This is a genomic window from Magnetococcales bacterium (assembly GCA_015232395.1).
Lineage (GTDB): Bacteria > Pseudomonadota > Magnetococcia > Magnetococcales > JADFZT01 > JADFZT01.
The window spans coordinates 77,300-103,868 of sequence record JADFZT010000001.1; the positions used below are offsets into that span (position 1 = coordinate 77,300).

General features: G+C 57.3%; 23 protein-coding genes. 13 read left to right on the forward strand and 10 right to left on the reverse strand.

Going from position 1 to position 26,569, the window contains the following annotated elements; genetic code table 11:
* Positions 1-100 precede the first annotated feature (100 nt).
* The 3 genes from HQL52_00360 to smpB all read left to right on the forward strand — a co-directional run bounded on the left by HQL52_00360 (position 101) and on the right by smpB (position 1,891).
* Positions 101-496: a c-type cytochrome gene (locus tag HQL52_00360; protein ID MBF0367887.1), complete on the forward strand. Its 396-nt coding sequence runs from the start codon at positions 101-103 to the stop codon at positions 494-496.
* Between the two features lie 76 nt (positions 497-572).
* A complete protein-coding gene (locus tag HQL52_00365; GenBank protein ID MBF0367888.1) occupies positions 573-1,424 on the forward strand; it encodes a c-type cytochrome in 852 nt (283 codons plus the stop codon).
* 11 nt (positions 1,425-1,435) lie between these two features.
* Complete coding sequence (smpB, locus tag HQL52_00370) at positions 1,436-1,891, forward strand: SsrA-binding protein SmpB (protein ID MBF0367889.1); 456 nt, start codon at positions 1,436-1,438, stop codon at positions 1,889-1,891.
* A gap of 667 nt (positions 1,892-2,558) precedes the next feature.
* On the opposite strand, the gene HQL52_00375 is transcribed toward smpB, so the two are convergent.
* The 7 genes from HQL52_00375 to HQL52_00405 all read right to left on the reverse strand — a co-directional run bounded on the left by HQL52_00375 (position 2,559) and on the right by HQL52_00405 (position 10,715).
* Entirely contained in the window at positions 2,559-3,452 is an 894-nt protein-coding gene (locus HQL52_00375) for an exopolyphosphatase (protein MBF0367890.1), read from the reverse strand.
* 104 nt (positions 3,453-3,556) lie between these two features.
* Entirely contained in the window at positions 3,557-6,814 is a 3,258-nt protein-coding gene (locus tag HQL52_00380; GenBank protein MBF0367891.1) for an efflux RND transporter permease subunit, read from the reverse strand.
* Positions 6,811-7,908 carry an efflux RND transporter periplasmic adaptor subunit gene (locus HQL52_00385; GenBank protein ID MBF0367892.1) on the reverse strand — a complete coding sequence of 366 codons (1,098 nt, stop codon included), beginning with the start codon at positions 7,906-7,908 and terminating at the stop codon, positions 6,811-6,813. The genes HQL52_00380 and HQL52_00385 overlap by 4 nt, the downstream gene beginning before the upstream one ends.
* Before the next feature lie 185 nt (positions 7,909-8,093).
* Positions 8,094-8,684 (reverse strand): 2-amino-4-hydroxy-6-hydroxymethyldihydropteridine diphosphokinase, encoded by a 591-nt coding sequence (gene folK, locus HQL52_00390; GenBank protein ID MBF0367893.1) that lies wholly within the window; start codon positions 8,682-8,684, stop codon positions 8,094-8,096.
* Entirely contained in the window at positions 8,684-9,073 is a 390-nt protein-coding gene (gene folB / locus HQL52_00395) for a dihydroneopterin aldolase (GenBank protein MBF0367894.1), read from the reverse strand. The genes folK and folB overlap by 1 nt, the downstream gene beginning before the upstream one ends.
* Before the next feature lie 63 nt (positions 9,074-9,136).
* Complete coding sequence (locus HQL52_00400; GenBank protein ID MBF0367895.1) at positions 9,137-9,913, reverse strand: SDR family oxidoreductase; 777 nt, start codon at positions 9,911-9,913, stop codon at positions 9,137-9,139.
* A 166-nt stretch (positions 9,914-10,079) separates the two neighbouring features.
* On the reverse strand, positions 10,080-10,715 hold the full coding sequence (locus tag HQL52_00405; GenBank protein ID MBF0367896.1) for a ribonuclease D: 636 nt from the start codon (positions 10,713-10,715) through the stop codon (positions 10,080-10,082).
* 378 nt (positions 10,716-11,093) lie between these two features.
* Here HQL52_00405 and HQL52_00410 point away from each other — a divergent pair, with 378 nt between their 5' ends.
* Positions 11,094-12,308 carry a hypothetical protein gene (locus tag HQL52_00410; protein ID MBF0367897.1) on the forward strand — a complete coding sequence of 405 codons (1,215 nt, stop codon included), beginning with the start codon at positions 11,094-11,096 and terminating at the stop codon, positions 12,306-12,308.
* A 413-nt stretch (positions 12,309-12,721) separates the two neighbouring features.
* On the opposite strand, the gene HQL52_00415 is transcribed toward HQL52_00410, so the two are convergent.
* Both HQL52_00415 and trpB read right to left on the reverse strand, forming a co-directional pair.
* A complete protein-coding gene (locus HQL52_00415; protein MBF0367898.1) occupies positions 12,722-13,525 on the reverse strand; it encodes a tryptophan synthase subunit alpha in 804 nt (267 codons plus the stop codon).
* Positions 13,526-13,536: 11 nt separating this feature from the next.
* Positions 13,537-14,781: a tryptophan synthase subunit beta gene (gene trpB / locus HQL52_00420; protein ID MBF0367899.1), complete on the reverse strand. Its 1,245-nt coding sequence runs from the start codon at positions 14,779-14,781 to the stop codon at positions 13,537-13,539.
* A gap of 366 nt (positions 14,782-15,147) precedes the next feature.
* Between trpB and HQL52_00425 the strand changes: the two genes are divergently transcribed.
* The 6 genes from HQL52_00425 to ispH all read left to right on the forward strand — a co-directional run bounded on the left by HQL52_00425 (position 15,148) and on the right by ispH (position 21,575).
* On the forward strand, positions 15,148-15,558 hold the full coding sequence (locus tag HQL52_00425; protein MBF0367900.1) for a hypothetical protein: 411 nt from the start codon (positions 15,148-15,150) through the stop codon (positions 15,556-15,558).
* A 72-nt stretch (positions 15,559-15,630) separates the two neighbouring features.
* Positions 15,631-16,542: a UTP--glucose-1-phosphate uridylyltransferase GalU gene (gene galU / locus HQL52_00430; protein ID MBF0367901.1), complete on the forward strand. Its 912-nt coding sequence runs from the start codon at positions 15,631-15,633 to the stop codon at positions 16,540-16,542.
* 6 nt (positions 16,543-16,548) lie between these two features.
* Entirely contained in the window at positions 16,549-17,865 is a 1,317-nt protein-coding gene (locus HQL52_00435) for a UDP-glucose/GDP-mannose dehydrogenase family protein (GenBank protein MBF0367902.1), read from the forward strand.
* A 279-nt stretch (positions 17,866-18,144) separates the two neighbouring features.
* Complete coding sequence (locus HQL52_00440) at positions 18,145-19,539, forward strand: phosphomannomutase/phosphoglucomutase (protein ID MBF0367903.1); 1,395 nt, start codon at positions 18,145-18,147, stop codon at positions 19,537-19,539.
* A gap of 37 nt (positions 19,540-19,576) precedes the next feature.
* Positions 19,577-20,551 carry a dihydroorotate dehydrogenase gene (locus HQL52_00445; protein ID MBF0367904.1) on the forward strand — a complete coding sequence of 325 codons (975 nt, stop codon included), beginning with the start codon at positions 19,577-19,579 and terminating at the stop codon, positions 20,549-20,551.
* 100 nt (positions 20,552-20,651) lie between these two features.
* Positions 20,652-21,575, forward strand: a complete 924-nt coding sequence (gene ispH / locus HQL52_00450; protein ID MBF0367905.1) for a 4-hydroxy-3-methylbut-2-enyl diphosphate reductase — start codon at positions 20,652-20,654, stop codon at positions 21,573-21,575.
* A gap of 432 nt (positions 21,576-22,007) precedes the next feature.
* On the opposite strand, the gene murJ is transcribed toward ispH, so the two are convergent.
* Entirely contained in the window at positions 22,008-23,612 is a 1,605-nt protein-coding gene (gene murJ / locus HQL52_00455; protein MBF0367906.1) for a murein biosynthesis integral membrane protein MurJ, read from the reverse strand.
* Between the two features lie 254 nt (positions 23,613-23,866).
* Here murJ and rpsT point away from each other — a divergent pair, with 254 nt between their 5' ends.
* The 3 genes from rpsT (at position 23,867) to secB (ending at position 26,497) form a co-directional block, all read left to right on the forward strand.
* Positions 23,867-24,148, forward strand: a complete 282-nt coding sequence (gene rpsT / locus HQL52_00460) for a 30S ribosomal protein S20 (protein ID MBF0367907.1) — start codon at positions 23,867-23,869, stop codon at positions 24,146-24,148.
* 218 nt (positions 24,149-24,366) lie between these two features.
* Positions 24,367-25,980 (forward strand): DEAD/DEAH box helicase, encoded by a 1,614-nt coding sequence (locus HQL52_00465; GenBank protein MBF0367908.1) that lies wholly within the window; start codon positions 24,367-24,369, stop codon positions 25,978-25,980.
* Between the two features lie 4 nt (positions 25,981-25,984).
* A complete protein-coding gene (gene secB / locus HQL52_00470; protein MBF0367909.1) occupies positions 25,985-26,497 on the forward strand; it encodes a protein-export chaperone SecB in 513 nt (170 codons plus the stop codon).
* The last annotated feature ends 72 nt before the right edge of the window (positions 26,498-26,569 follow it).

Genomic DNA, 26,569 nt, shown 5'->3' on the forward strand with positions numbered 1-26,569 from the left:
TTGATTGAAAACCAACCTGCCGATAAGCGATAGTTGCGGGCTTGTGGGGAGGACACTTGAGGTGTTTTTCGACCTTTTTTTTAAACGAGGAGATACACGGATGAAGAAATCCAGGTTGCTAGTCTTTGCGGGCCTTCTGGCACTACCCCTTGCCGCGAGCCCCGCCTTTGCCGGTGATGCCGCCAAAGGAGAAGCGCTGGCCAATAAAAAATGCACCACCTGCCACGCCTTTCCCACCTTCAAGAAAAAAGGCAAAATCGGTCCTCCCATCGGCGCCGGTATTGTGGGTTCCAAAGCGGGTCAGGATGCCAATTTCAAATATTCCAAGGCCCTCAAAAAAGCCGCCGATGGTGGTCTGGTCTGGGATGAGGCGAATCTGGACAAGTTCCTGGAAAGCCCCAAAAAGATGATCAAAGGCACCAAGATGATGGCTTTCCCCGGCTTCAAAAAAGAGGCTGATCGGAAAAATGTCATCGCCTTTTTGAAGACTCTGTAAGCGATCAAGTCACGTTGGCAACACGGCTCGAAGGGCGGCCTCCGGTCGCCCTTCAGCTTTTTCCGGTCCCCGTAGAATGCGCAATTATAAGGACATCTTAACGGTCATCCCCGGGGTAGCCGTGCTGGTTGGTCTGGTCTTCCTGTTTCAACATTTCGAAGAAGATATTACCAAACCCGCCCACATGACCCCCTCCCAGGGAAGAGCCAACCTGGTTCATCAGGGCAAACGAGCGGTGCGTAAATGCATCGCCTGCCACGATATGACCAGTGCCCGCCGGAGCAATCGGGTGGGTCCACCCCTATGGGGCATCTTCAACAAACCCGCAGCAGGCACTGAAAACTACAAATATTCCAAAGCCCACACCGCACGGGCCAAGGCAGGACTCATCTGGAACCATCAAACCCTGGACGCCTACCTGAAAAATCCCAAGGCGTTTATTCCCGGCAACCGAATGGCCTTTGCCGGCATTCGGGTGGATGAGGAACGGCGGCAGCTGATCGCCTATATGGAAACATTGCGGGATAGCGACGAAGAGTCCTCTCCCCCCTTGATCGCTCCCCCCCAGTCCAAGCTGGTCACCCCGGTGGATCCCCCGAAAAAAAGCCAGGAGGAAGTCCTCAAGCAGGGTCGCCTGGAAGCTGAAAAGTGTGGGGCCTGTCACGATCTTGGCCCCCGCAAAAAAACCATCGTCGGCCCACCCCTTTGGGGGATCACCGGCGAAGTGGCAGGTCAGGCCAAAAATTTCCCCTATTCACCGGAATTTTTGGCCCGGGTGGAAAAGGGGCTCACCTGGAATGAGGCCAATATGGATGCCTGGTTGAAGGATCCGAAAGCGTTTCTCCCTGGCACCCGCATGCTCTTTGGCGGCATTCCCCGACGGGAACGACGTGAAGAGCTCATCACCTACCTCAAAACCCTGCGTTAGGCGGATCGATCATGTCCTCTTCCCGGCACATTTCCGATAACCGCAAAGCCCGCTTCAACTATGAAATTTCAGATAAGTTTGAAGCAGGAATTGTGCTCACCGGAACCGAGGTCAAAGCCCTGCGCCAAGGTCGGCTCAATATGGGAGAGTCTTACGCCTACATCCGCCGGGATGAACTCTTCTGGGCCAACGCCAACATTCCCCACTACTCCCACGGCAACGTCAACAACCACGATCCCGTGCGGGTCCGAAAACTATTGGTCCACAGACAGGAAATCCGCCGTTTGATCGGCGTCACCAAAGAAAAAGGGATGTCGCTGATTCCCCTCAAAGCCTACTGGAAGGGGGGAAAGGTGAAGCTGGAGGTGGGAATTGCCAAGGGTAAAAAGCTCTACGATAAACGCAAAACCCAGCAGGAACGGGATTGGAAGCGGGATAAGGAACGGCTCCTCAAGGCGGGAGATTGACTGGTCTTGCTACTTGGGAATTGGCACTGGGACATCGCGGTCGCTTTGATGAAATAGAGTCAAGACCTTGGAGCTACTGGGAATGGAAGGCAGCCCGCATAAACCCGTGTAAACCCGCATAAACCCGCGCAAACCCGCGTAGAATGCGGTGAGCCACGCGAACCGCATCAATCAAGACGGATGTGCCATTTTATAACCATTCGAATCAAGAATTGGACACATGCCGTTGCACTTTTTTCGTCATTCCCGCGAATGCGGGAATCCAGGGTGTCTGGCACAAACCTTTCCAAATCTTGTTTCACTTTCAGCAAAACAGCAGCCTTGCTGAAGATTTTGTTTTTCCTTGAGAGCCATGATTATCTCTCTGGACCCCCGCCTTCGCGGGGATGACGAGTCAGAGAAGAGTGTCCAATTCTGAAGTAGACCTGCTATAGATCTGGAACGACTATACATCGCGGTCTCTTTGACAAAAAAATCAAGACCTTGGGGCTGCGCCCCAAACCCGCTGGGGATGAAAAACAAAATCAAAAGATTAAGATCAACAGATTAAGATCAACAGATTAAGATCAAAAGATTTAAGATCAAAAGACAAACCGTGGGCTCTGCCCACACCCGGAAGGGAGATAATCCCCCTTCACCCCTAATAGTAAAATCAAAGGAAAAACCATTACTCCAAACGCATCTTTTCCTGGTGTTTTTTGTAAAGCGCATGAATCAAACCGTCCGCCAAACCAATCTGAGGGACGTGAATATCCTTAATCCCCCCCCAATCCATAATCGCAGAAAAAATACGACCCGCCGGTAAAATCACATCAGCCCGATCCGGTCGAAGCCCAAGCTTGATCATCCGCTCCTCATAAGTCAGCCGCTCCAACATCGCCAACACCTTTTCCAAACGCTTCCGGGAAAGAGCCTTGTCCTGACGCCGCAGAGAAAGCTTGAAAATCTTATTGATATTGCCCCCAAAACCAATTGCCCGGAGCTTTTCCATCCCCCGGCTGTTTTTTTTCACCCAAGCCCCCATCTTCGACCAACGGGCACTGCTCACCAACGCCTCCTTCAAACGAATGGTGCCTATCTTGAACGACTCCGCCGCCACCAGCGCACCGCTATTATAAAGAATCAATTCAGTCGAGCCGCCACCCACATCGATGAAGAGATAGTTGCCATCAAGAAAACGCCCATCCAGCCGATTCAAGGCGATATATTCCGCCTCCTTGGCCCCTGTGATCAATTCCAGGTCGATATGGGCCTCCTTGTGAACCCGTCTCGCAATCTCCTCACCATTGTCCGCAGAGCGCAGGGCTGAGGTGGCACAGGCCAGATAATCCTCCACCCGGCAAACATCCATCAGATGACGGAAGCTGATCATGGTCTTGATCAGATCCTCTGTCCGCTGGGGAGAGATGGCATTTTTCAGAAAAGCATCTTCTCCCAAACGCACCGGCACCCGATAAAGATTGGCTTTTCGGACCAGAGGGGTCCAATCACCCACCTCGTAAACATTGGAAACCAGCAGACGAACAGCATTGGAGCCAATATCAATTGCAGCCAGTATCATCTTTTCTCCATCTTTGATTGTGCGGCTCATGCTGCTCTCCAATCCGCTTTGACAGCCAAACCCATATACAAACTATCCCGATTCAATCGCTCTTATGAAACACCTCAGGAAACCGAACGCCCCAAGATGCGTTTCCGCAACCCCATCACCAGGGAAAAGAGGGTGGGAATCAAAGCCAGGGTGAGAAAAGTGGCCAGCAACAAGCCACCGATCACCACACTCCCCAACCCCCGATAAAGCTCCGAACCCGCCCCCGGAAAAAGCACCAAAGGCAACAAACCACACACCGAGGTAAAGGTGGACATAAAGATGGGTCGCACCCGAATGCGTACCGACTCCGCCACCGCTTCGTTGGGGTCCATCCCCTCTTCCCGGATAAAATTCAGCGCCTGATGCACGATGAGAATGGCGTTGTTGACCACGACACCGATCAAAATCACAAAGCCCAACATGGTGAGCACATCCAGAGGTTGATGGTGGAAAAGGTTCAACACCTCAAGCCCCAACACCCCGCCAGCAGCAGCCAGGGGCACCGTGGCAATGATCACCAACGGATAGAGAAAAGATTCGAACAGAGCCGCCATCAACAAAAAGGTGATGGTCAAGGCGAGCAAAAACTGCCCCTTCATCGCCTCCTTGGCCAGGTTCAATTGATCCGCCCCTTCGGTCAGGCGCAACTGAGTCAACCTGGGCAACCCTTCGGCCTCCATGGGGGCGATCAATTTTTCCCGTACCGCCTGGATGGTCTCTTCCATGGTGGTCTCCCGGGGGGGATTGATCCGTAGAGAGACCGAACGCTCCCGCTCCAGATGGTCGATCTGCACCGGTCCCGACGCCATCACCAGATCGGCTACCGTCGCTACGGGAATGATCTCGCCGTTTCGGGTCACCAACGGAAACTGCCCCACCTCCTGAGTGCGCCGCACTTTCGGCACCACCCCCCGAATCACCAGATCCATCTCCTTGCCTTCGATGAGAATTTCATCCACCCGCAGGCCATCCCCGGCAAATGCGGCTACACTCTGCCCCACCTCCCTGGCTGAAAGGCCGTTTTCCCGGGAACGCAGGCGATTGGGGATCAGCTGAATCTCCGGATTGGCCAGCTCCAGCCCCGGTATGGGACGAATTTGGGAGCCGGGGAGGGCTTCCTGGGCCATACCGAAGAGACGCCCCGCCAGATCCATCACCGTGGGGAGTTCCGGCCCGGTAATCGCCAGATCCAACGAACGGCCCTGACCGATACCCCGGCCAAAGATGGACCGCTGGTTGACGATGCCGATGGTGCCGGGAATGTTACCGATGGGCTTTTTCATCAGATCCACCAGATCCCGAACCCGCTCCGGATCCTTGGCGGCTGCCCCCATGAAAGCCACGGCGCCGCGCGCCACAAAGAAAAAGTGGCGGATGGCAGGCTCTCGCAATGGTTCTCCTTCTGCCGCCTCCCAGTGGGGTTTCAGGGTCTCTTCCACCCCATGGGCCAAGCGGGTCATCTCCGCCAGGTTGTAGCCCGGGGGAGGGATCAACATGGCAAAAATCAGATTGCGGTTACCGCTGGGGAGATATTCCGCTGAGGGCACCAGATGGATGGTGGTGGTAATGGTGGCGGCAATGAGCACGCCCGCCACCAGCAGTCGGGTAAAAATGCGCCGGTTGACCCAACGGATCCCCCCCGCCAACGCCCCGGCGACACCCACCCCCTTGGCCCCTTCCCGCCCCCCATTTGTCGCTCCATCCTGTCTACCAACAGCCCCACGGCCCCCATCCCCATTGGTGATGACCGGATTTTCCCCGCTCCCCTCGACTGAATCGATATGGGAGCCATTGCCGGAAGAACGGTTGTCAGAACCGTTGCCTCTCCCTCTGCGTTGGCTCAAGCGCCCAATCAGGCGGCTGCCCAGGGTGGGAATCACCGTGGTGGAGACCACCAGGGAAAAAAGCACCGCGGCACACAATGCCACGGCGATATCACCAAAAAGCTGGGCGGCTTCGATCTTGAGGGTCAAAATCGGCAAAAAGACCGCTACCGTCGTCGCCGTGGAGATAAAAATCGCCCCCCACACCTGGGAGGTGCCCTTCACCGCCGCTTCCCGGCCAGCCATGCCGGCCCGTCGCAGGCGGACGATATTTTCCAGCACCACGATGGCCGGATCCACCACCATCCCCACCGCAAAGGCCAGGCCCGCCAGGGAGATCACATTCACCGAACGCCCCACCCCGGCCATGGCCAAAAAGGCCCCGATCACCGAGATGGGAATGGCGAGGGCGATGATGCCGGTGGCAGAGACCGAGCGCAAAAAGAGGATCAACACCCCCATGGCGAGCACCCCGCCGATGAGGAGATTTTTTTTCACCAGATCGATGGCATCGACGATATAGTCGGTCTGGTCAAAAACGATGGTGAGACGCATCCCCCGATCTTGCAGGACCCCCTCATTCAGATAGGTGAGCGCCTCTTTCACCTCGGCCATGATATCGAGCACGTTGGCGCCCTGCTCCCGGATGGCGTTGATAGCCAACATGGAGCGGCCATTGCCCCGGACATGGACGCTGGCATCCTTATAATCAAAAGCCACCGTGGCCACATCCCCCACGGTGACCGGTCCTGCCTCGTCGGAGCGGATCACCACCTGAGAGACCTGCTCCGGGGTTAAAAAACGCCCCACGGTACGCACCAGATAGCTGCGCTTACCCTCATCAAGCTTACCCGCAGAAATATCGCTGTTGGCCCCCCGCAACACTTCCGCGAGATCCGTAACGGTCATTTTTCGGGCGGCGAGTCTCGCGGGATCCACCGTGATCCGCAACTCCCGCTCCCGGCCACCATAGATATTGATGGTAGCCACCCCGGGTATGCGCTCAAGCTCCGGTTTGATCACATCCTCGGCAAAGTCAAACGCCGTGGCCATATCCCGCATATCCCCGGGATCCAGGCGGTCCAGGCGAATCCAGGTGATGGGGGCATCATCGGAGTCAGCGGTTTTGAGGGTGGGCCGCTGGGCATCCTCGGGATAGTTGCGCACCCGTTGCAGGCGATTGGCCACCAGCACCAGGGCGGCATCCATATCGGTGCCGTTGCGAAATTCGAGTTTGATCTTGGAGCGGCCAAAATAGGAGGAGGATTTCAGGCTTTGCAGCCCTGGGACCGCTTTGAGCACCTCTTCCTGGGGAATGGTAATCTCCCCTTCCACCTCCGTGGGGGAGGCCCCGGACCAGGTGGTGGAGACCGATATGGTGGGTTTGCGCACATCGGGGATAAGCTGCACCGGGATGCGAAAAAGCGCCAGCACCCCAAAGAGGATCACCAGCAGCACCCCGACAGCGACGGCCACCGGGCGCTCAGCAGAAATGCGGACCAGATTCATGGAGAAGGCTCATCCGCAAGAACCCGGACGGTTTGCCCGGGGCGAAGCCGTTCATTGCCTCGCACCACCACTTGTGCCCCCACCTCCACCCCGTCAAGCACCTGAAAACGATCTGCCACCGCCTCTCCCAGGGTGACGTTATGGGGTTGGACGCTCTCCCCCGTGAGGACATAGACAAACACCCGATCCCGGTCCCGAACCACCGCATCCTTGGGGAGCAGGGGAAAGGTTTTTGGGGGACCGCTGGCGATTTGCAGCTGCACTTCATCCCCCGCCACCACCCCGGGGAGGGCGTCCCGCTGCCAAAAAGTGGGGCGGTTGCGGCTGATGGGGTCGTTGCGGGGTACGGTGGCCCGCAGGGTCACAAAAGAGACTGATTCATCGGCAGGTGCGCCCACATCCCTGGCCAAAAAAGCCTCGGCTTGGGCACCAGGTACCAGATGAACCGCCAGATGGCCGGGAATCATGGCGCGAATTTCCAGATGGTCGGGGTCCATCAGGGAAGCCACCGGATCCCCCCGGTCGATCCACTGCCCGGTCTGGGCTGAACGGGTGCTCACCACCCCATCGAAGGGCGCGGTAATCCGGTGCCAGGCCAGGCGATCCCGAGCCAGCCCCAACTCTGCTTTGGCGCGGGCCAGGATGGGCGTGCGAATCGCCACCTCTGCTTCCGAATCAGCCAGCCGCCGTTTGGAAATCAGATCGGTGCCGCTCAACTTGCGATCCCGGCTGAGATCCTTGCGGGCCTTTTCCAGACGGGCCAGCGCTTCAGCCACAGCAGCTTCCTTGGCAGCCACCTCCCGCTGGGCCTCCTGGGGATCCAGGGTGACGAGCTTGGCGCCGCGCTTGACCCGGTCTCCCGGCTCCACCCAGATACGGGAAACACTCCCCGCCACCCGGGCCGCCACCACGGTTTCCAGCAGCGGAATCACCGTACCACTCACCCGACTCATGGGGGCGACCGACCGCTGGGTCACTTGGGCAATCGCCACCGCTGGGGGAGGGCGGCCTTTTTTTTCTTTGGCCGCCAGAGTCAGGGGCCATAAAAAAAAGCTCGCCGCCAGCAGGAAGAGGAGAGGGGAAGGTCTCAACATACAATCGGATCCCGGTTTAACCTTGAATTTCAAGAAAATGGAGAAAAATTATTCAGCGTTTCAAAACGCTTGGACCCGATTGGAGCACAAAAGGTTCTCGCAATCAAAGATCCAACACCATCCATCTCGATTTCAGGGGATCAAACCCCCCTCTCACAGCCTGGCAGGATAACAATGATATGGGTTCAACGGTGGGAAACAATGGCCCTGAGACGCTTGGTTGCCTTCTGGTCAAGAGTCATATCCACCGGCTCCGGCCCAAAGCGAGCGGCGAGTTCAGAGAGGGTACACCCCTCCAGGGGATGGATCATCTCCCCGGCCAGCTCCGCCAGGGGCAAAGCGAGAAAGGGACGGGAGGGGATATCCGGATCGGGCAAAATCAACTTTTCCGCCCGGAGCACCTGCCGACCCATGAGGGCGATATCCAGATCCAGGGTTCGGGGGGCGTAGCGGTCGGGGCGGCGCTGCCGATGGCAGGCGGCTTCGATCTCTCGCAGCAGCTGGCGAAGGGGGAGGGGAGGGAGATCCGAACGGCACAGAAGCGCGCCATTCAAAAAATCGGCAGGCCCCCTCTCCGAAAGGCTGTTGTCACCCTCTGAGACAGGGTCAAGCGCCGGGGGAGCGCCCTGGGGATTGGGATTGGGCAGGGGAGGGGTGCGCCACACCGAGGAGAGCGCTTCTATGGGGATCCGCTCATGGAGCTGTTTCAAGCCCCTTTCCAGATTTTCCAGGGGATCGATATTGGATCCAAAGGCGATTAAAACCGGAGGACGCATCACCCACGGCCACGTTCGATCTCAACCCCCACCGAACGGGCAAAACGCAGGGCACCGGGCTTTTCCACCCCGATGCGCACCCGTTCCACCCCCGGCTCCTCCAGACACATCTCAGCCAGCTTTTCAGCCAAAGCCTCCACCAGATAAAAGGAGGACGCTTCGGTAAAGGCGATCATCCGCTTGGCGAGGGTCTTATAGTTGACGGTATCCTCAATGCGGTCGCTCCGGCCTGCTGTGGTGATATCGGCAAACAGGGTGACATTCACCACCACATCCTGGCGGGTATTGCGCTCCCAATCCTGGATGCCGATGACACAGCGCAAGAGCAGATCCCGGATGACGATGCGATCCAGGGGCTTTGCGACCGATGATTGCTCTTCCCTGCCCATGGGTTTGGTTTCCTTCCTGAATTATCCATCACAATGAATCATTTGCAGGCGCATGCCAGCTATTTATAGATGCTCTCCCCCATCCACCGCCAGCATCTCACCGGTAATAAAATCGTGTTCCAGAAGAAAAATCAATGCCGAAGCGATCTCTTCCGGGGATCCCGGGCGCCTGGCGGGGGTTGCCTGGGCCACCCGTTCCAGATGGGCCATCCCCTCCCCGGGTGGGGGCAGGATGGGGCCGGGGCCGATGGCATTGACCTGAATATGGGGAGCCAGCTCTTTGGCGGCCAGCTGGGTCAGGCTCCATAAAGCGCTCTTGGCGGTGGTATAGGCGATATAGCCCGCTCCGGGACGCCGCACCCGACGGTCGATGATATTGATCACCTTGCCCAGGGGTAGATTTAATCCTGAACGCGCTTCCCCTGCCGTATCAAGAGCCCCATTCATCAGCTCCGGCTGTCGGGCAAAGGCCTGAAGCAGGAGAAAGGGGGCGGTGGCATTGATCTGGTGGTGGCGTTGCCAGTTGGCGAGGGAGGTATCCCGGATAGAGCCCGGCTCGAAGATGGCGGCATTGTTGACCAGGATGGAGAGGGGCCCCAGCAGGGAGCGACTCCGGTCCACCAAGGCCATGACTTGTTCAGGATGGGAAAGATCCCCTTGAACGGCTTCGGCCACCCCCCCTTGCTGACGAATCCCGTCGCAGGTGAGCTGAGCAGCTTGTTGGGAGCCGTTGTAGTGCACCACCACCCGCACCCCGGCCTTGGCCAGGGCGTAGGCGATGACCGAACCGATCCGTTGCGCTCCCCCGGTTACCAGGGCGGTTGCACCTTCGAGTTTCATAGAGATCGCACGTTATCGATTTTGGCAGGAGCACCCACTCTTTGCACCTCAGGCTCTTAACTTTGGATGAGCGATCCCTTCGGAATTCAAACCGAGGGGATCAAACCTGAAAACAAAAAAATGGGCACCTGAACCGTTGCCTGAAAAAACCGACTCCAGGAAGGCTCTAACGATGGGAAAAAATATCCTCATCCTGCCAGCCAGCCAGATCCAGATCGGCCCGAGAGGGGAGGAAGGCCATGCATTTTTGGGCCAAATCCAGGCGATTTTCCCGTTTCAGCATCGCTGTCAGCCGCTCCCGGATAGCGACCAGATGGAGCACATCGGAGGTGGCATAGGCGATCTGCTGATCGGTCAGGATTTCGGCGGCCCAATCGGAAGATTGCTGCTGCTTGTCGAGTTCAATCCCGGTGATCTCCCGCACCACATCCTTCAGGCCGTGACTGCCGGTATAGGTGCGGGCCAGCTTGGAGGCGACTTTGGTGCAAAAGACCGGATTGACCTCAATCCCCAGCCAATGTTTGAGGGCGGCCAGATCGAAGCGGGCAAAGTGAAAGATTTTTTCCACCTGGGGGGCCTCCAACACCTCCTGGAGGCGGGGTGCGGTGCGCTCCCCGGGACGAACCAGGGTCACCAGCCCCTCTTCGTTGCACATCTGCACCACGCAGAGGCGGTCTCTGGGAACCTGCAAGCCCAGGGTTTCGGTATCCACAGCCAAAAACCGGCTGGCCAGATAGCGCTGTTGTCTCTCCTCGTCCAGATCATTTTCCAGAACGAGGGGTTTTTGGTTTGCGGTGCTCATTAATTTTTCCCTCTGAATCCCTGTAAGCCCTCTGTAAGATCCCCCAGGTTGACTGTCGGTTTCTGACTTTTTTAGCCATCAATCAGTCCAATAATCAACTCACTCCACCCCCTCAAAGATCGATGTTATCTCTACCGTAGCCAACGCCAGAGTCAGCCATCGCTCATGGTCATCGATGATTGTTTGACACACTGTTGCACTTCACCATGGTCGAAGCCCTCCGGGTTATGGCATACTGGGTGGTGATTTGGTTCCCCCGACTGTAACAAATCGCTTTTTTTATTCCGGTTTTGGGTATAAATAACATATCCATCCGGATATTGTAAGAACGCAATCCACCCGCTTCAACCACGCTAAAGTCAGTGACAGGATTTCACCATGAGTGAACGTGACATCTACTCCTCGGATCAACTCAAAAAAATCCGGGAGACCCTGCAAAGCTCTCTGGGAACAGGATCCGATTCAGCCCTTAGCACCCTTGATTCCCGTTTTGTAGCCAGCGAAAAGAGCGCCGCCCAAGCTGCGGAAGAAGACAAGAAAGCCGCTCCAGCCGCCCCCGAAGTGGATGTACCGGCCCTCATCCAGGAAGGCAATATTGATGCCATGTTGGAGGCCATGGGGGAGCTGAAAGACAACCCCGGTGGACTTCGACAGCTGACCGGGGCGCTGTTGCAACACAACAAGTCCAAAGCCTTCCACATGGTGGATGCCATGAGCAAGGTGACCGGCGACAAGGATCTGATCGAGGCTCTGGCCAACGGCGTCGTTGCCAAAAAAGGGATCAACCCCCTGATCGACGCCCTGCGTCACGCCGTCATCAGTCCGGTCGCCATGAAGGTTCTGGCCGGGGCCATCGCCGAGCAGGGTTCGGTCAACCACATCATCCGCTCTATCGCCACCGCCCCCACCGGCCAGGAAGAGGCGGAAATCATCTGGGCCATGGAGCTGATCGGCAAAGCCGGGATCGATTCCATGCTGGAGGCGATCAATCTTCTGGAAAAGGACTCTCCCGGAGTGGTCATCCTCGCCACCGGCCTGGTCAACCGCAAGGAGATCACCGCCCAACCCCTCTCCAAAGCCCTGATCCAGTGCATGGATCACCCCAAGCCCGCCATGATTCTGGCAGTGGAGTTGACGCGCCTGGCCGACCTTCCCTCGTTGGTGATGCTGATGGAAAAAGGGTTGACTGATAAGAGTGAGGCCGCTGAGGTGATCATCGCCAAGATGGTTTGGCGCTCACTCAACGAAGATACCAAGGTCAAAATGCTCTCCCGGGCTGCCAAGTCGATCAAAAACGACTCCATGGCCGGTAAAATTCTCGCCTGGGGATTGGTTCAGCAGGGGGATCCCAAGGAGATGGAGAAGGCCTATCGTCGCCTGCGCGCCAACCCTGATGCCAAAAATATCGTCGGCGTGGGGCTGGTTTCAAAACTGGGCAAATTCGCTGCGTTGCGGACGTTGGGCAAGGAGGTTTTGGCGTTGGGCAAGGTCCAGGGTGCGGCTGATGCCGCCAGCAGAGAGGCCAAAAACCGCTACAACACCATCACCACCCAGATGTTGAGCTTGAGTAACACGACAAAGCCGAAAAAATGAGCCGGAAGAGGCCCCCAACAAAAAGAAAAAAATAAGCACAACCGGCCTTCTGCAGAATCAAAAAAGCCCCCGCTTTCATTTAAGAGAGCGGGGGCTTTTTATTTAACCGGATGCAACCCCGTGTATATAGTCATTCCAATTCAGAAAGGCATACACGCTTTGCCCTGATGTGGCATTTCCAGGAGGAAATTTGCGTAGGGTGTGGTGAGCCATGCGAACCGCATCAATTAAGACCGATGTGCCATTTTAATCTGGAACGGTTATAAGCCATAAGGACAGAGGCTCTGGTTCAAATATCTGTGAAAGCTCTCGAACGATGCGGTTCGCGTGGCTCACCGCATCCTACTTTTTTAGAGTGGGGGGGAGGCATGCAGGATACCCCAAGTCGTGGGAACCACATCGATCAAGGTTATTCAGCCACGCAGCGCCTTAAAAAACCGGCCAACCCCTTCAGCCCCCTGCTCCCGGTTGATTTCAATCCCCTTGGTACCCACCACGGCGATATCGGCCAATCCCGACAAAAACTGCACATCTTCGGGTTTTTTCACCCCAAACCCCAAAGCCAGCGGGGTTCCGGCTGCCTGGCGGCAGCGATCCATGAAAATTTTCAGCTCCTGACCAAAAGCGGTATCCTTGCCTGTGACCCCCTTGCGCGCCACACAGTAGCAAAATCCCCTGGCCTTGGAGCCGATGGCGGCCAAGCGCTCATCCGGGCAGGTGGGGGTCATCAGCTGGATCCAATCCATTCCCGCCTGATGACACAGTTCAATCGCCTCATCCGCCTCTTCCAGGGGCAGATCCGGCACAATCAATCCCCGCACCCCCCGATTTGCCGCATCCTGGATAAAGGCCGCCACCCCCCGGGCCAGGAGAATGTTGTAGTAGGTCATGATCAAAAAGGGGATGGCATGGGTCCGGGTCATCTCCGAAATGAATGCCAGCCCCTGATCCACCTCAAACCCGCCATCCAGAGCACTCTGATTGGCCCGGGCGATCACCGGACCATCGGCGATGGGCTCGGAAAAGGGGATCTGCAGCTCCATGATATCCACCCCGTTTGCCACCATCTGCCGGATCACCTCGCGGTTATCCTCCAGAGAAGGGTGGCCCAAAACCAGATGGGACATGAGCAGGATGGGATCGGACCCCGGAGGGGTTTGGGTGGCCCGTTCAGCCAGCCGGGAGGTGATATGGGCTTCCAAGGTGTCGGCAGACATACAGGGGATCCTCAGCGGTTTGATTCTGAATCCATGGCGGCATAGTGGGCGGCTTTGTGTTGAATGAACCCCCGCCATTTGGCATCGTCCAGGGCATCGGCGATGGTAAAGATATCCTTGTCACCCCGGCCTGAGAGGTTGATGATAACCAGGGAATCATCTGCAAGATCAGGGAGTTCCCGCAAGGCTCCGGCCACGGCATGGCTCGACTCCAAAGCGGCGATAATCCCCTCTTGAGCCATCAGCTCTTTCAGGGCGGCGACCACTTCCCCGTCGGTGGCGGCTTCGAAGCGAACCCGGCCTTCCTGGTGGAGGTGGGCCAAAATCGGTGAGACCCCGACATAGTCGAGCCCGGCGGCCACCGAGTGGGTATCCCGCATCTGGCCGTCGCTGTTTTGCAAAAAGAAGGTCTTGTAGCCGTGGGCCACCCCGACTTTTCCCCCCTCGAATGCCAGACGCGCGGCATGCTGTCCCAACTGATTGCCTTTGCCCCCGGCCTCCACCCCGATCAGTTCCACCCGGGTCTCGGGCAGAAAGGCCTGGAAGATGCCCAGGGCATTGGAGCCGCCCCCCACACAGGCATAGATGTGGGTCGGCAGGCGTCCCTCCAGCTTGAGAATCTGCGCCCGGGCCTCCTCACCGATGATGGATTGAAACCAGGCGACCATTTCCGGAAAAGGGTGCGCTCCACAGGCGGTACCCAGCACATAGTGGGTATCGTCCATGCTCCCCACCCAATCCCGCAGGGCCTCGTTGATGGCATCCTTCAGGGTGCGGGAACCCGCCGTCACCGGCACCACGGTGGCCCCCAGCTGCTCCATCCAAAAAACATTGGGGCGCTGGCGATCCACATCTTCAGCCCCCATATAGATGACACACTCCAGTCCCAACCGGGCGGCCATGGTGGCGGTGGCCACACCGTGCTGCCCGGCCCCGGTTTCGGCAATCACCCGGCGCTTGCCCATGCGTTTGACCAGGAGCCCCTGACCCATGACATTATTGGCCTTGTGGGCGCCGGTCTGGTTGAGATCCTCCCGCTTGAGATAGACTCGGGTGTTATATTGTCGGGATAGATTTTCGGCAAATGTCAGAGGCGTCGGCCTACCGGAATAGTTTTCCATCAAGCTGAGATATTCCTGCCAAAATTCAGGATCGGCCCGGGCCGCCTCATAGGCTTCGATCAACCGCCTGAAAGTCTCTTGCAGGATTTCAGGGATAAACATCCCCCCGAACGAACCGAAATAGCCTTTATTCATGTTTTCAAGTCTCTATCATCTTCGATTTTCCAGGGGCTTTCACCTGAAAAACCCTTGGAATCCACCTGCCGATTTTCCGGGTAACCCGATATTAAGCACGTTTCATCGGGAAATTGTCAAAGGGCGACAAAATACAAAGAGTGCGTCAGGAAACCGGACCAACCATCGGCCAACCCCTTGAAACCAGTCAATAGAAGGGTATCCGGCCCCTTCTGGAGGGAGGTCAGTCGCTCCAATTGACACCGACCGGGGAAAAAAATGGAGTGAATGCTCGGATTTTGGTTGGCGGGTGGTTAAGGCAGGGGTATGATTTGTGTGGAATAATTGGGTATCAGCAGCTCCAACGACTGAAACAGGAGAAAAAACATGGCGAGGGAAACTCCGTTTAAATCTATTCTCGTAGGCTTGGCACTCTTGGCTGGCCTGGCAACCGCCAGCACCGGTTTTGCCGAGTCCAGGGGACGGGTCAGCTTTGCGGAGGATATCTACCCGATTCTCTCCTTCCGCTGCATGGATTGCCACAAGCCCGGCGGCGACGGCTTTGAAGCCTCAGGCCTGGATCTGCAAACCTACGAAGGCCTGATGAAGGGAATGAAAGTCCAGGGCTCCGACGAATATGCCCCGGTCATCGTGCCCCGTAGCGCCCTGACCAGCAATCTCAATCGCATGGTGGAAGGCAAAACCGCCATCCGCATGCCCCACAACAAACGCCGTTTGACCCGCTGCGAAATTGAGATTCTCAATAATTGGGTCAACCAGGGCGCCAAAAACAACTAATCCTGTCCATATCCATCAGGACAGCTCAGGCATCCGGTTCCCAAACCGGATCTCTCGGGAGAGGTACGCCATATGAAAGTGCGTAAGGCGGTTTTGCCGGTAGCGGGTATGGGAACCCGTTTTTTACCCGCCACCAAGGTAAGCCCCAAAGAGATGCTTACCGTGGTGGACAAACCCCTGGTCCAATATGCCATCGAAGAAGCCTTTGCGGCGGGAATCGAGCAGGTCATCCTGGTCAATGGCCGGGGCAAGGGGGTATTGGAAGATCATTTCGACCGGGCACCCGAGCTGGAAGAGAGCCTGAAATCCCGAGGCAAAGAGGCCCTGCTCGATCTGGTTCACGCCTCCACCCCCCAGCCGGGTCGGGTGGTGTCGGTGCGGCAGATGCAGGCTCTGGGATTGGGCCATGCGGTGCTTTGTGCCCGGGAGGCCGTCGGCAACGAACCTTTTGCCATCCTGCTGCCGGATGATCTCATGTGGGGGGAGCCGCCGGTATTGAAACAGATGACCGAAGCCTTCGAAACCACTCAAAGATCGATGCTGGCGGTGATGGAAGTGCCTTCGGATCAGACCGACAAGTATGGCATTCTCGATATCATGGAGGAGGGCACCGGGGGGGGAGATGGTCGTTTGAGCCAAATCCGCGCCATGGTGGAAAAACCGCCACCCGGCAGCGCCCCTTCCAACCTGGCCGTAATGGGCCGCTATATCCTCACCCCGGAAATCTTCCCTCTCCTGGCTCGCCAGGGGAGTGGTGCCGGGGGAGAAATTCAACTCACCGATGCCATGGCCGCGCTCCTCAGCGAGCAGACCATTCACGGCTTCCGGTTTCAGGGCACCCGCTACGACTGCGGAGACAAGGCAGGCTGGCAGATGGCCAACCTGAGCCTGGCCCTGGAGAGGGACGACCTGCGCGAGCGGCTGCTCCCCTTCCTTCGGGAAACCCTCGAAGTCTGGCAAAATAATCAATCAAGCAAGGATTGAAAGCTGATGCGCGTAACCATGATCGGCGCGGGATATGTGGGACTGGTATCCGGGGCCTGTTTTTCCGAATTTGGTGTGGATGTCACCTGCCTCGATACCGACGCTGGCAAGATCGAACGTCTCAACGAAGGCAAAATTCCCATCTACGAACCGGGCCTGGAGGTGTTGGTCAAACGCAATGCCCGGGCGGGACGGCTCCATTTTACCACCGACAAAGAAACAGCCATTGGCGAAGCAGAGGTGGTCTTCATCGCCGTGGGCACCCCGGAGCGGCGAGGGGATGGGGCGGCGGATCTGTCGTACGTCTATGATGTGGCCCGGGATGTGGGAAAACACATTAAAGATTTTACGGTGGTGGTGACCAAATCCACGGTACCGGTGGGAACCGGAACTGAGGTGGCCCGGATCATTCGGGAGGTCAACCCCGATGCCGATTTTGCCGTGGCCTCCAACCCGGAATTTTTGCGGGAGGGTTCCGCCATTGAGGATTTCATGCGCCCGGACCGGGTGGTGATTGGGGCGGAGTCGGAACAAGCCATCGAGATCCTGAAAAATCTCTACCGCCCCCTCTATCTCATCGAAACCCCCATTCTGATCACCAACATTCCCACGGCTGAGCTGACCAAATATGCCGCCAACGCCTTTTTGGCCACCAAAATCACCTTTATCAACCAGATCGCCAATCTCTGTGAGGTGGTGGATGCGGATGTGCATCAGGTGGCCAAGGGAATTGGTCTTGATCGGCGCATCGGTTCCAAATTTCTCCACCCCGGCCCCGGTTATGGCGGCTCCTGCTTTCCCAAGGATACCCAGGCCCTGGCCCGCACTGCCGCCGATAATAACGAGCCGGTGACCATCGTCGATGCCGTGATCGAAGCCAACCACAAGCAGAAGGAGCGGATGATCGGCAAGGTGGAAGCGGCGATGGATGGGGAGCTGAAGGGGATGACCATTGCGGTGCTGGGGCTCGCTTTCAAACCCAACACCGACGACATGCGCGACGCCCCGGCGCTGACCATTCTGCCCGCTCTGGTGAAACAAGGGGCCACCATTCAGGCCTTTGATCCCGAAAGCATGGCAGAGGCCCGCAAATATCTGCCTGATATCGGCTATACCGACAACACCATGGAGGCTTGTGATGGGGCGGATGCCCTGGTCATCCTCACCGAGTGGAACCAATTCCGCAGCCTGAACTGGACCCGGATCAAGGAGCGCATGAAGCCCCGGAAGGATGGCCGTTATGTGCTCTGTGATTTCCGCAATATTTATGACCCCGAGCCCATGGCCAAAGCCGGATTCCGCTATGTAGCGGTGGGACGCTGATATAGCCATTCGAATCAAGAATTGGACATATGCCGTTGCCCTTTTTTCGTCATTCCCGCGAAGGCGGGAATCCAGGGCATCTGGCACGAAACATTCCAAATCTTGCTTCACTTTCAGCAAAACACCGGCCTTGCTGAAGATTTGGTTTTTCCTTAGAGAGCCATAATTATCTCTCTGGATCCCCGCCTTCGCGGGGATGACGAATCAGAGAAGAGTGTCCAACTCTGAGGTAGACTTACGGCATGACTCTCTTTTTTTCTCAGGCAGGATGTGGCAACGATGATCAATCCCTATATTTTCCGTGAATATGACATCCGTGGCGTGGCGGGCAAGGATCTGACCCGTGAGGTGGTGGAAAATCTCGGGACGGTTTTTGCCCAGCATGTCCGGGAAAACAGCCCCTCCCAGGGCACCATCAGCGTCGCCATGGGACGGGATGGCCGGGCCTCCTCTCCGGAGCTGGCCGAAGCCTTGGGTGCAGGATTGGCCAAGGGGGGGGCGGAGGTGATCGATGTGGGACTTATTCCCACACCGGGGCTCTACTATGCGACCCATCATTTCAACACCAACGCCGCCATCATGCTCACCGGCAGCCACAACCCCCCTGACTATAACGGCCTGAAAATGGTTCGGGAGGGCCGCCCTGTTTATGGCGATGAAATCCAGACCCTGAAAGAGCGGCTCCTGGATGGACAAGCCCGGCAAGCCCCTGGCGGCTCCATTCGTCAGGAGCCGATTTTACAGAGCTATCTCGACCGACTGGTAGAGGATTTCCAGCCGGGCCGCCCCCTCAAGGTGATCTTTGACTGCGGCAATGGCGTGGCCGGGGTCGCGGCACCGGGACTGCTGGCCAAGCTTCCCAACGTCACCGGCGAGGTACTCTTTGCCGAAGTGGACGGCACCTTCCCCAACCACCATCCCGATCCCACGGTGGAAAAAAATCTGGCCCATCTCAAAGCCCGGGTCGCCGAGACCGGTGCCGATGTGGGGATCGCCTATGATGGCGATGGCGACCGCATTGGGGCTGTGGATGAGGCTGGGCGGGTGATCTGGGGGGATCGGATGATGATTCTCTTTGCCCGGGCGATTCTCAAGAAAAAACCGGGGGCGACGGTGATCGGGGATGTCAAATGTTCCCAGCTGCTCTTCGATGCGGTCAACGCCGCTGGGGGCGAGGCGATCATGTGGAAGACCGGCCACTCCCTGGTCAAAGCCAAGATGAAGGAGACCGGGGCTGCGGTAGGGGGAGAGATGAGCGGTCATCTCTTTTTTGCCGACCGCTACTATGGCTTCGATGATGCCCTCTATGCTGCCGTGCGCCTGATTGAGCTTTTAGCCGCCGAAACCTCGCCTCTCTCTGCCCGCCTGACCGATCTGCCCCAGGTTTATGCCACCCCGGAACTCCGGCTTTTTTGTGAGGATGAGCGCAAGTTTCAGGTGATGGAGCGCATTGCCAGCCAACAAAAAGCCGCTGGTGCGGATCTTTCCGATGTGGACGGCATTCGGGTGCGCCTGCCCGATGGCTGGTGGCTGCTTCGGGTCTCCAATACCCAGCCCGCCCTGGTGGCCCGGGTGGAAGCCCAGTCCCGGGAAAAACTCCAGGAAATCGCCAAAACCGTCGAGAAAATATTGGCGGCGGAAGGGGTTGAATTTCCCGAATGGCAGGAAGCCTGATCACATCCACCCCCAACCGAACCCCTCCGGCCCCAAGATGACCGATCCGGCCTCTCCATCGAACACACCTGAAGCCCCATCCACCCAAGTGGATCTACGGGTGGATCTGGCGGGCGTCACCCTCAACAACCCGACGGTGCTGCTCTCCGGCTGTGTGGGCTTTGGGGAGGATCTGGCCCGCTTGGAGGGATTTGACTTTAGCTCAGTGGGGGCGATCTGTCTCAAGGGCACCACCCTCACCCCCCGTCGGGGTAATGCCCCCCACCGCCTGGCGGAAACCCCGGGTGGACTCCTCAACGCCATCGGCCTGCAAAATCCCGGTGCACGCCATGTGGTGGAGCACATTTTGCCCCGACTGGAAGGCATACCCACCCGGCTGATTGCCAACATTGCCGGCTCCAGCGTGGCGGAATATGGCGAAGTGGCGCGCATTTTTGACGACAGCCCCGTGGACGCCATCGAGGTGAACATTTCCTGCCCCAACGTCAAAGAAGGGGGGGCGGCCTTTGGTGCGGATCCCGGGGTTGCAGCCCGGGTGGTGTCAGCCGTCAAAAAAGCCACCGGCAAGCCCATCATCACCAAGCTCTCCCCCAATGTCACCTCCATCCAGGAGATCGCCTGGGCGGTGATGGATGCGGGGAGTGATGCCCTTTCAGCCATCAACACCCTGATGGGCATGGCCATCAATATCGACAGCCGCCGACCGGTGTTGGGCAACAATCAGGGGGGGTTGTCGGGGCCTGCCATCCAACCTGTCGCACTTTTAAAGGTGTGGGAGGTCTATCAGACCGCCGCCACCCGGGGCGTCCCCATCATCGGCCAGGGGGGCATTGCCTCCAGCCGGGATGCCATCGCCTTTCTCCTGGCGGGCTCCACAGCGGTGGGGGTGGGTACGGCTCTTTTTAAAAACCCCCATGCAGCAGGGGAGATCGCCCAAGGAATCGCCACCCACCTCTCCCGGGAGGGGCTGACCCGGGTGACGGAGCTGACGGGCCGACTGCAAACCTGGTAGTCCACCGCTTCCCCACTTTGAGCCACCACCACGACCGCGACTACTACCACGACCAATCGAACCACGAACCACCCTCACCCAGCCATCAAAAGGAAACAACATGCGGGTATTGCTTGCCGAACCCAGGGGTTTTTGTGCCGGTGTGGAGCGGGCCATCGCCATCGTTGAAAAAGCCCTGGAAAAATTTGGCCCCCCCATTCACGTCCGCCACGAAATCGTCCACAACCGCTGGGTGGTGGAGGATCTCCGGCGTAAGGGCGCGATCTTCGTGCCGGAGCTGGATGCGGTGCCCGACGGTGCCACAGTGATTTTTTCCGCCCATGGGGTCTCCAAGGAGGTCCAGTCAGAAGCCGACCGGCGGCCCCTCAGAGTGCTGGACGCCACCTGCCCCCTGGTCAGCCGGGTCCACCGGGAGGCGGAAAAATTGGATCGCAAGGGAAGCCGGGTCATTCTCATCGGCCACAAGGGACATCCAGAGGTGGAAGGCACCATGGGGCAGCTTCCCCCGGGACGGATGGAGGTGATCTCCAAGGTGGAAGAGTTGGGGGAACTATCCGAAAAACCCGACTCACCAGCTGCCTACATCACCCAGACCACCCTCTCCCGTGATGAAACCGCCGATGTCATCGACGCCCTGAAAGAACGCTTTCCAGACATTCGGGAGCCCGCCCGGGAAGATATCTGCTACGCCACCCAAAATCGCCAAAATGCAGTCAAAGCGCTCTCCAAAGAGTGTGATCTGATCCTGGTGCTGGGAGCCCCCAACAGCTCCAACTCCAACCGCCTGCGAGAGGTGGCCGAACGCGCCGGAACCACAGCCCACCTCATCGAATCAGCGGTGGACATTCAGCCGGAGTGGCTGGAAGGGGTCGATTGCCTGGGGGTGACGGCGGGAGCGAGTGCGCCGGAAATTTTGGTGGAAGAGTTGCTGGAAACCCTCAAAGTCCGGGATGAAGATGTCTCGTTGCTCTCTGTCAGCCAGGAGGGAATGGTGTTTCCGTTGCCGAAATCTTTGCAGGATTGAATGTTTTTCTCTTTGGAAAAAGAGAAATCAGGAGATCAAGTTCAAAATCAAAATCAAAAGAAAAACCGTGGGGGCTCGCCCCCACACCCCCAGGGGGTTGTATAGCAACTCCAATCCAGAATTGGACATATGCCGTTACTCTTTTGCTGTCATTCCCGCGAATGCGGGAATCCAGAGTGTCTGGCACGAACCTTTCCAAATCTTGCTTCACTTTCAGAGAAACACTGGCCTTTCTTGAAGATTTGGCTTTTCCTTAAGGGCAATCATCACTCCCTGGATCCCCGCCTTCGCGGGGATGACGAGTCAGGGAAGAATGTCCAATTTTGAGATAGAACTGCTATAAACCAAAATCAAAAGATTAAGATCAAAAGACAGACCTTGGGGGGAAAGAATTCCCCCCAAATCCCCCCATCTTTTTTTTTAATAGTAGAATCACTTCTTTTTGGATCTCACAGCAGCAATCATGTCCGTCAGCTCCTTCAGCTTCAACACCCTCGCCACCCCCAGAAAAAGCACCATCCCACCCAGAATCACCGGCATGAGGAAAAGACCCTTCTCCAACGTCGTAAGCCCCCCCTGCCAATAAACCACCCTCGCCAACTCCAAAAAGGCAAACATCACCCCACTCGCCAAACACGTCTTCCAAAAGGCCGGAATCACCGCACGACTCAAAGTAAAACCCAACTTACCCCGCAAATGCTTCAAAAGCAGACCAACATTCAGAAAAGAAGCCAAACTCGAAGCCAAAGCCAACCCGGCATGCTGCAACGGAAACATCAAAATCACATTCAAAACCATGTTGCTCAATAAACAGATGATCGCAATCCGTACCGGCGTGCGGGTATCCTTCATGGCATAAAAAGCCGGCGCAATCACCTTCACCCCGGAAAATGCAATCAACCCCACCGAATAGGCCAACAGAGCCTGGGCCGTCAACCGCGTGGTCTCAGGATCAAAAGCCCCCCGCTCAAACAACAAAGACAAAATAGGCTCCCGCAAGGCAATCAACCCCACCGTTGCAGGAATGTTGATCACCACCACCACCCGCAAAGCAAAATCCAACTCCCGCTTGAGGCCAGGGATATCCTGGTTGGCAGCTCTCGCCGAAAGCGCGGGCAATATAGCCGTCGCCATGGCAATCCCCACCAAACCCAACGGAAATTCCACCAATCGATCAGCATAATAGAGATAAGAGATGGAGCCCGCTGGCAGCAGAGAAGCCAAAAGAATATCGAAGACCAAGTTGATCTGAGCCACCGAAACCCCCAAAATCGATGGACCCATAAGGGTTAAAATCCGCTTGATGGCAGGATGATTGGGCTCCCAGCGAAACCGAAAGGGCAACCCCAAACGCTTTAAGGCAGGCAGCTGAATAGCCAACTGCGCCACCCCCCCCAGAAAAACCCCGATGGCCAAACCCATGGCGGGTCGCTCAAAATAGGGGGCGATCACCAAAGCGCCCAAAATCAAAAAAACATTGAGCAAAATCGGGGTGGCGGCAGGCAATGCAAAACGCCGATGGCTGTTGAGAATCCCCCCGGCCAAGGCCACGAGGGAAATTAAACCGATATAGGGAAAAGTAATCCGTGTCAGATCGATGGTAAGCTGATATTTTTCGGCATCGTCCACAAACCCCGGTGCTGATATCATGATCAACAACGGCATGATCACCTGCCCCACCATCACCACGACGGTCAGTGCCAGGGTGAGCAGGGTAAACACCGCTTGGGCTGCCCGACGGGTTTCACGCTCATCCCCCCGGGCCAGATAATCACTGAAAACCGGAACAAAAGCAGTGCCAAAGGCTCCCTCAGCGAACAGGCGCCGCAAAAAATTTGGCAGCTTCAAAGCGACAAAAAAAGCGTCTGCGCCCATGCCTGCACCAAAGCCCCGGGCAATCACCACATCCCGGGCAAAGCCCATAATCCGGGAAAGCAGGGTATAAAAACTGATGGTCCCCACCGCTCGCAACAGACGACGGCCAGGCCCTTTGGCGGCGGAAATGGGGGAGGAGGGGGCAGATTTTGGGTCGGTCATGGGGTGTGGGGTATAAAAAACATTTGACGTGAGTCCTTCTCTTTCAATAGTCTAAGCCATTTAGATTTTTCATAAGTCGTACCAGTAAAAATTTCCGGCAGGTCAACCCTCCTTCGTGATGGATTCAAACTTCCTTCAGGATGGATCGGATGATCGGTTTTCTTCAGTGTCACGAAGAGCCAATCTTCCGAAATCAGCTTGCCGATCGGACCCAAAGCCAGAACACAAGGTAGATCAAAAGGAGCATTCGTCAAGTGGCCAACATCAAGTCCGCCATGAAGCGCAACCGTCAGACCATCAAGCGCACCAACCGCAACAAAGACGCTCGGTCCCGCATGCGTACCTTTCAGAAAAAAGCCGCCGACGCCATCGAAGCAGGTGATCATGGTCAGGCCATGGAAGCCCTCAGGGAGGTCAACTCCGTGCTGGCCACCAGCGTGCGCAAGGGGGTCATTCATCGTAATCAGGCAGCCCGTCATATGAAACGGCTGAATCTGAAGGTCAAAGGATTGGCCGCAGCCGGTGCCAGCGCCTGATACGGGTGCGCAAATGTATCAAGCCTCATTCAAAACCGGTCGGCGCATGTCGCTGGCCGGTTTTTTAATGCCATTTTTCCAGGGGACGTAACCTGCCAAATTATTTCGCCGAAATGAGCACGACCGCCAGTGGATTCACGTGGATGCGCCCGATTTTCGGCCAGCCGCCCCGTCAAGCCGTTCCTGTCACCCCATCCAAAGCCTCGGTTCGATAAGCCATGGAATTTTCCGAACTACCCATACCCCCGGCAGTGATGGCCGGGATCGAGGCTGCCGGGTTTTCCACCTGCACCCCGATCCAGGAGATGACCCTGCCGCTGACCATGAATGGTCACGATGTGGCGGGTCAGGCCCAGACCGGAACCGGCAAGACCGCCGCCTACCTCATCGCCTGTTTCAGCCGTATGCTGGAAACCGAGGCCAAGGAAGCCGCCGCTGCCAAGGAGGGAAATGCCAAACCCCCTCCGAAAGCAGCCAACCGCAGCCGCCCCCGCCTGCTGGTCATCGCCCCCACCCGGGAGCTGGCGGTTCAGATTGAACAGGATGCCCTGCTGTTGGGCAAGGAGACGGGCCTTTTCATCGGTGCGGTCTATGGCGGCGTGGATTATGAAAAGCAGAAAAACATGCTCACCTCGGGCAAAGTGGATGTGCTGATCGGTACCCCGGGCAGGCTCATCGACTATTTCAAGCAAAAATTTTACAGCTGCTCCCAGGTCGAAGCGTTGGTGATTGATGAGGCGGACCGCATGTTTGACATGGGGTTTATCGCTGATCTGCGTTATCTCCTGCGTCGCCTTCCCCCGCCTGCCCAACGGATCTCCATGCTTTTTTCGGCGACCCTTTCCTATCGGGCCCAGGAGCTTTCCTACGAATACATGAACGACCCGGAGGTGATCTCCACCCCCATGGAGGCACGCACCGCCGACCAGGTAAACCAGTGTCTCTACCATGTGGAGTCCAAGCGCAAGATCAGCCTGCTGGTGGGTTTGCTGCGAAGCCATCTGACGGTGGGTGAGGATGGTGTTGTCGGGCGGGTGATGATTTTCATCAACACCAAGCGCATGGGCGAGCGTCTGGAAAACTGGTTGGAGCATAACGGCCTTGGCTGCGGCTATCTTTCCGGTGATGTCCCCCAGGCCAAGCGGCTGAAGGTGCTCAAACGATTTCAGAATGGCGAGATGCCTGTTCTGATCGCCACCGATGTGGCTGGCCGAGGCCTGCACATCGACGGGGTCACCCTGGTGGTCAACTATGATCTGCCGGAAAATGCCGAGGATTATGTCCATCGCATTGGCCGCACCGCCCGGGCGGGAGCCAAGGGGGATGCCATCTCTCTGGTGGATGAAGAGGGGGCCTACTGCCTGGAAGCCATTGAGGCCTATGCGGGCATCAAAATTCCCATCAGCTGGGCGGAAGACGAAGATTTCATCAAGCTTTCCCATCCACCTCGCCGCGTCAGCTCCTATTCCCGGGATAAACGGGATGGTCGCTCAGGGGGTCGCGGTGGTCGCCCCTCAAGCGGGGGAGGAAAAGGAGGACGCCACGCCTCTGGTGGGGGTGGCTCCGGTCGCAAACGGCCTCACCACACCTCATCCAGCACCCCTCAAGAGCCAAAGCCTGCCTCCGAGAGCGCGGCAAAACCGGAATCCCACTCCCAGGGAGCCCCTCCCCCAGCCAAAAAGCAGGGGGAAGCTGCTGCCAATGCCGCGCCGGGGAGTGATCCCAACGCCGCAAAAAAGAAAAAGAAACGCCGTCGCAGACGCAAAAAACCCCAAGGTGGCGGAGAAGGCTCCGCACCCCAAGGCACCAGCCAACCATCAGGAGGAAAGTAAAACAATGAGTGAATCCGGGTCCACCCCGACCCCCCCCGGGGGGCAGAGCAGCCAGCCGGTCTTTCATGTGGAAAAGGTCTATATGAAGGATTTTTCCTTCGAAAGCCCCAACGCCCCCCAGGTGTTTGGCGAGCAATCAGAGCCCAAGGTGGAGTTCAACCTGGACACCAAATCCACCAAGATGGGTGAGGATCACTATGAGGTGATGCTCCACGTGGTGCTCAACGTCAAGCATGGTGAGACGGTGATGTTTTTGGTGGATGTGACCTATGCCGGTCTGTTCCTGCTGAAAAACTTTCCCCCGGAGCATGTCACCACCGCCATCAGCGTGGAGTGCCCCCACATTCTCTTCCCTTACATCCGGCAGGTGGTTTCCCATGCGGTGGGTGAGGGTGGCTTCAAGCCTCTGGTGCTGGATCCCATCAATTTTGCCGCCGTCTTCCATCAAGCCCAGCAGAAAAAAGCGGCCCAGGCGCAAAATCAGTCCTACGCCGACAGCAACCCCCTCGCCCAGTAGGCTTCAAAGCGGGAGAGGTTGGTTCCCACGGGTTTGCCACGCTATTTGGTCGTACGGATAGATGTGGCAAAC

Coding starts and splice junctions, on each gene's coding strand:
- HQL52_00410 (MBF0367897.1), top strand. CDS start 11,094: ATGAGTGAACGTGACATCTACTCCTCGGATCAACTCAAAAAAATCCGG.
- HQL52_00425 (MBF0367900.1), top strand. CDS start 15,148: ATGGCGAGGGAAACTCCGTTTAAATCTATTCTCGTAGGCTTGGCACTC.
- secB (MBF0367909.1), top strand. CDS start 25,985: ATGAGTGAATCCGGGTCCACCCCGACCCCCCCCGGGGGGCAGAGCAGC.
- HQL52_00445 (MBF0367904.1), top strand. CDS start 19,577: ATGACCGATCCGGCCTCTCCATCGAACACACCTGAAGCCCCATCCACC.
- HQL52_00435 (MBF0367902.1), top strand. CDS start 16,549: ATGCGCGTAACCATGATCGGCGCGGGATATGTGGGACTGGTATCCGGG.
- HQL52_00360 (MBF0367887.1), top strand. CDS start 101: ATGAAGAAATCCAGGTTGCTAGTCTTTGCGGGCCTTCTGGCACTACCC.
- smpB (MBF0367889.1), top strand. CDS start 1,436: ATGTCCTCTTCCCGGCACATTTCCGATAACCGCAAAGCCCGCTTCAAC.
- HQL52_00365 (MBF0367888.1), top strand. CDS start 573: ATGCGCAATTATAAGGACATCTTAACGGTCATCCCCGGGGTAGCCGTG.
- folB (MBF0367894.1), bottom strand. CDS start 9,073: ATGGGCAGGGAAGAGCAATCATCGGTCGCAAAGCCCCTGGATCGCATC.
- HQL52_00440 (MBF0367903.1), top strand. CDS start 18,145: ATGATCAATCCCTATATTTTCCGTGAATATGACATCCGTGGCGTGGCG.
- HQL52_00465 (MBF0367908.1), top strand. CDS start 24,367: ATGGAATTTTCCGAACTACCCATACCCCCGGCAGTGATGGCCGGGATC.
- folK (MBF0367893.1), bottom strand. CDS start 8,684: ATGCGTCCTCCGGTTTTAATCGCCTTTGGATCCAATATCGATCCCCTG.
- HQL52_00405 (MBF0367896.1), bottom strand. CDS start 10,715: ATGAGCACCGCAAACCAAAAACCCCTCGTTCTGGAAAATGATCTGGAC.
- galU (MBF0367901.1), top strand. CDS start 15,631: ATGAAAGTGCGTAAGGCGGTTTTGCCGGTAGCGGGTATGGGAACCCGT.
- murJ (MBF0367906.1), bottom strand. CDS start 23,612: ATGACCGACCCAAAATCTGCCCCCTCCTCCCCCATTTCCGCCGCCAAA.
- HQL52_00415 (MBF0367898.1), bottom strand. CDS start 13,525: ATGTCTGCCGACACCTTGGAAGCCCATATCACCTCCCGGCTGGCTGAA.
- HQL52_00385 (MBF0367892.1), bottom strand. CDS start 7,908: ATGTTGAGACCTTCCCCTCTCCTCTTCCTGCTGGCGGCGAGCTTTTTT.
- HQL52_00380 (MBF0367891.1), bottom strand. CDS start 6,814: ATGAATCTGGTCCGCATTTCTGCTGAGCGCCCGGTGGCCGTCGCTGTC.
- ispH (MBF0367905.1), top strand. CDS start 20,652: ATGCGGGTATTGCTTGCCGAACCCAGGGGTTTTTGTGCCGGTGTGGAG.
- HQL52_00375 (MBF0367890.1), bottom strand. CDS start 3,452: ATGATACTGGCTGCAATTGATATTGGCTCCAATGCTGTTCGTCTGCTG.
- trpB (MBF0367899.1), bottom strand. CDS start 14,781: ATGAATAAAGGCTATTTCGGTTCGTTCGGGGGGATGTTTATCCCTGAA.
- HQL52_00400 (MBF0367895.1), bottom strand. CDS start 9,913: ATGAAACTCGAAGGTGCAACCGCCCTGGTAACCGGGGGAGCGCAACGG.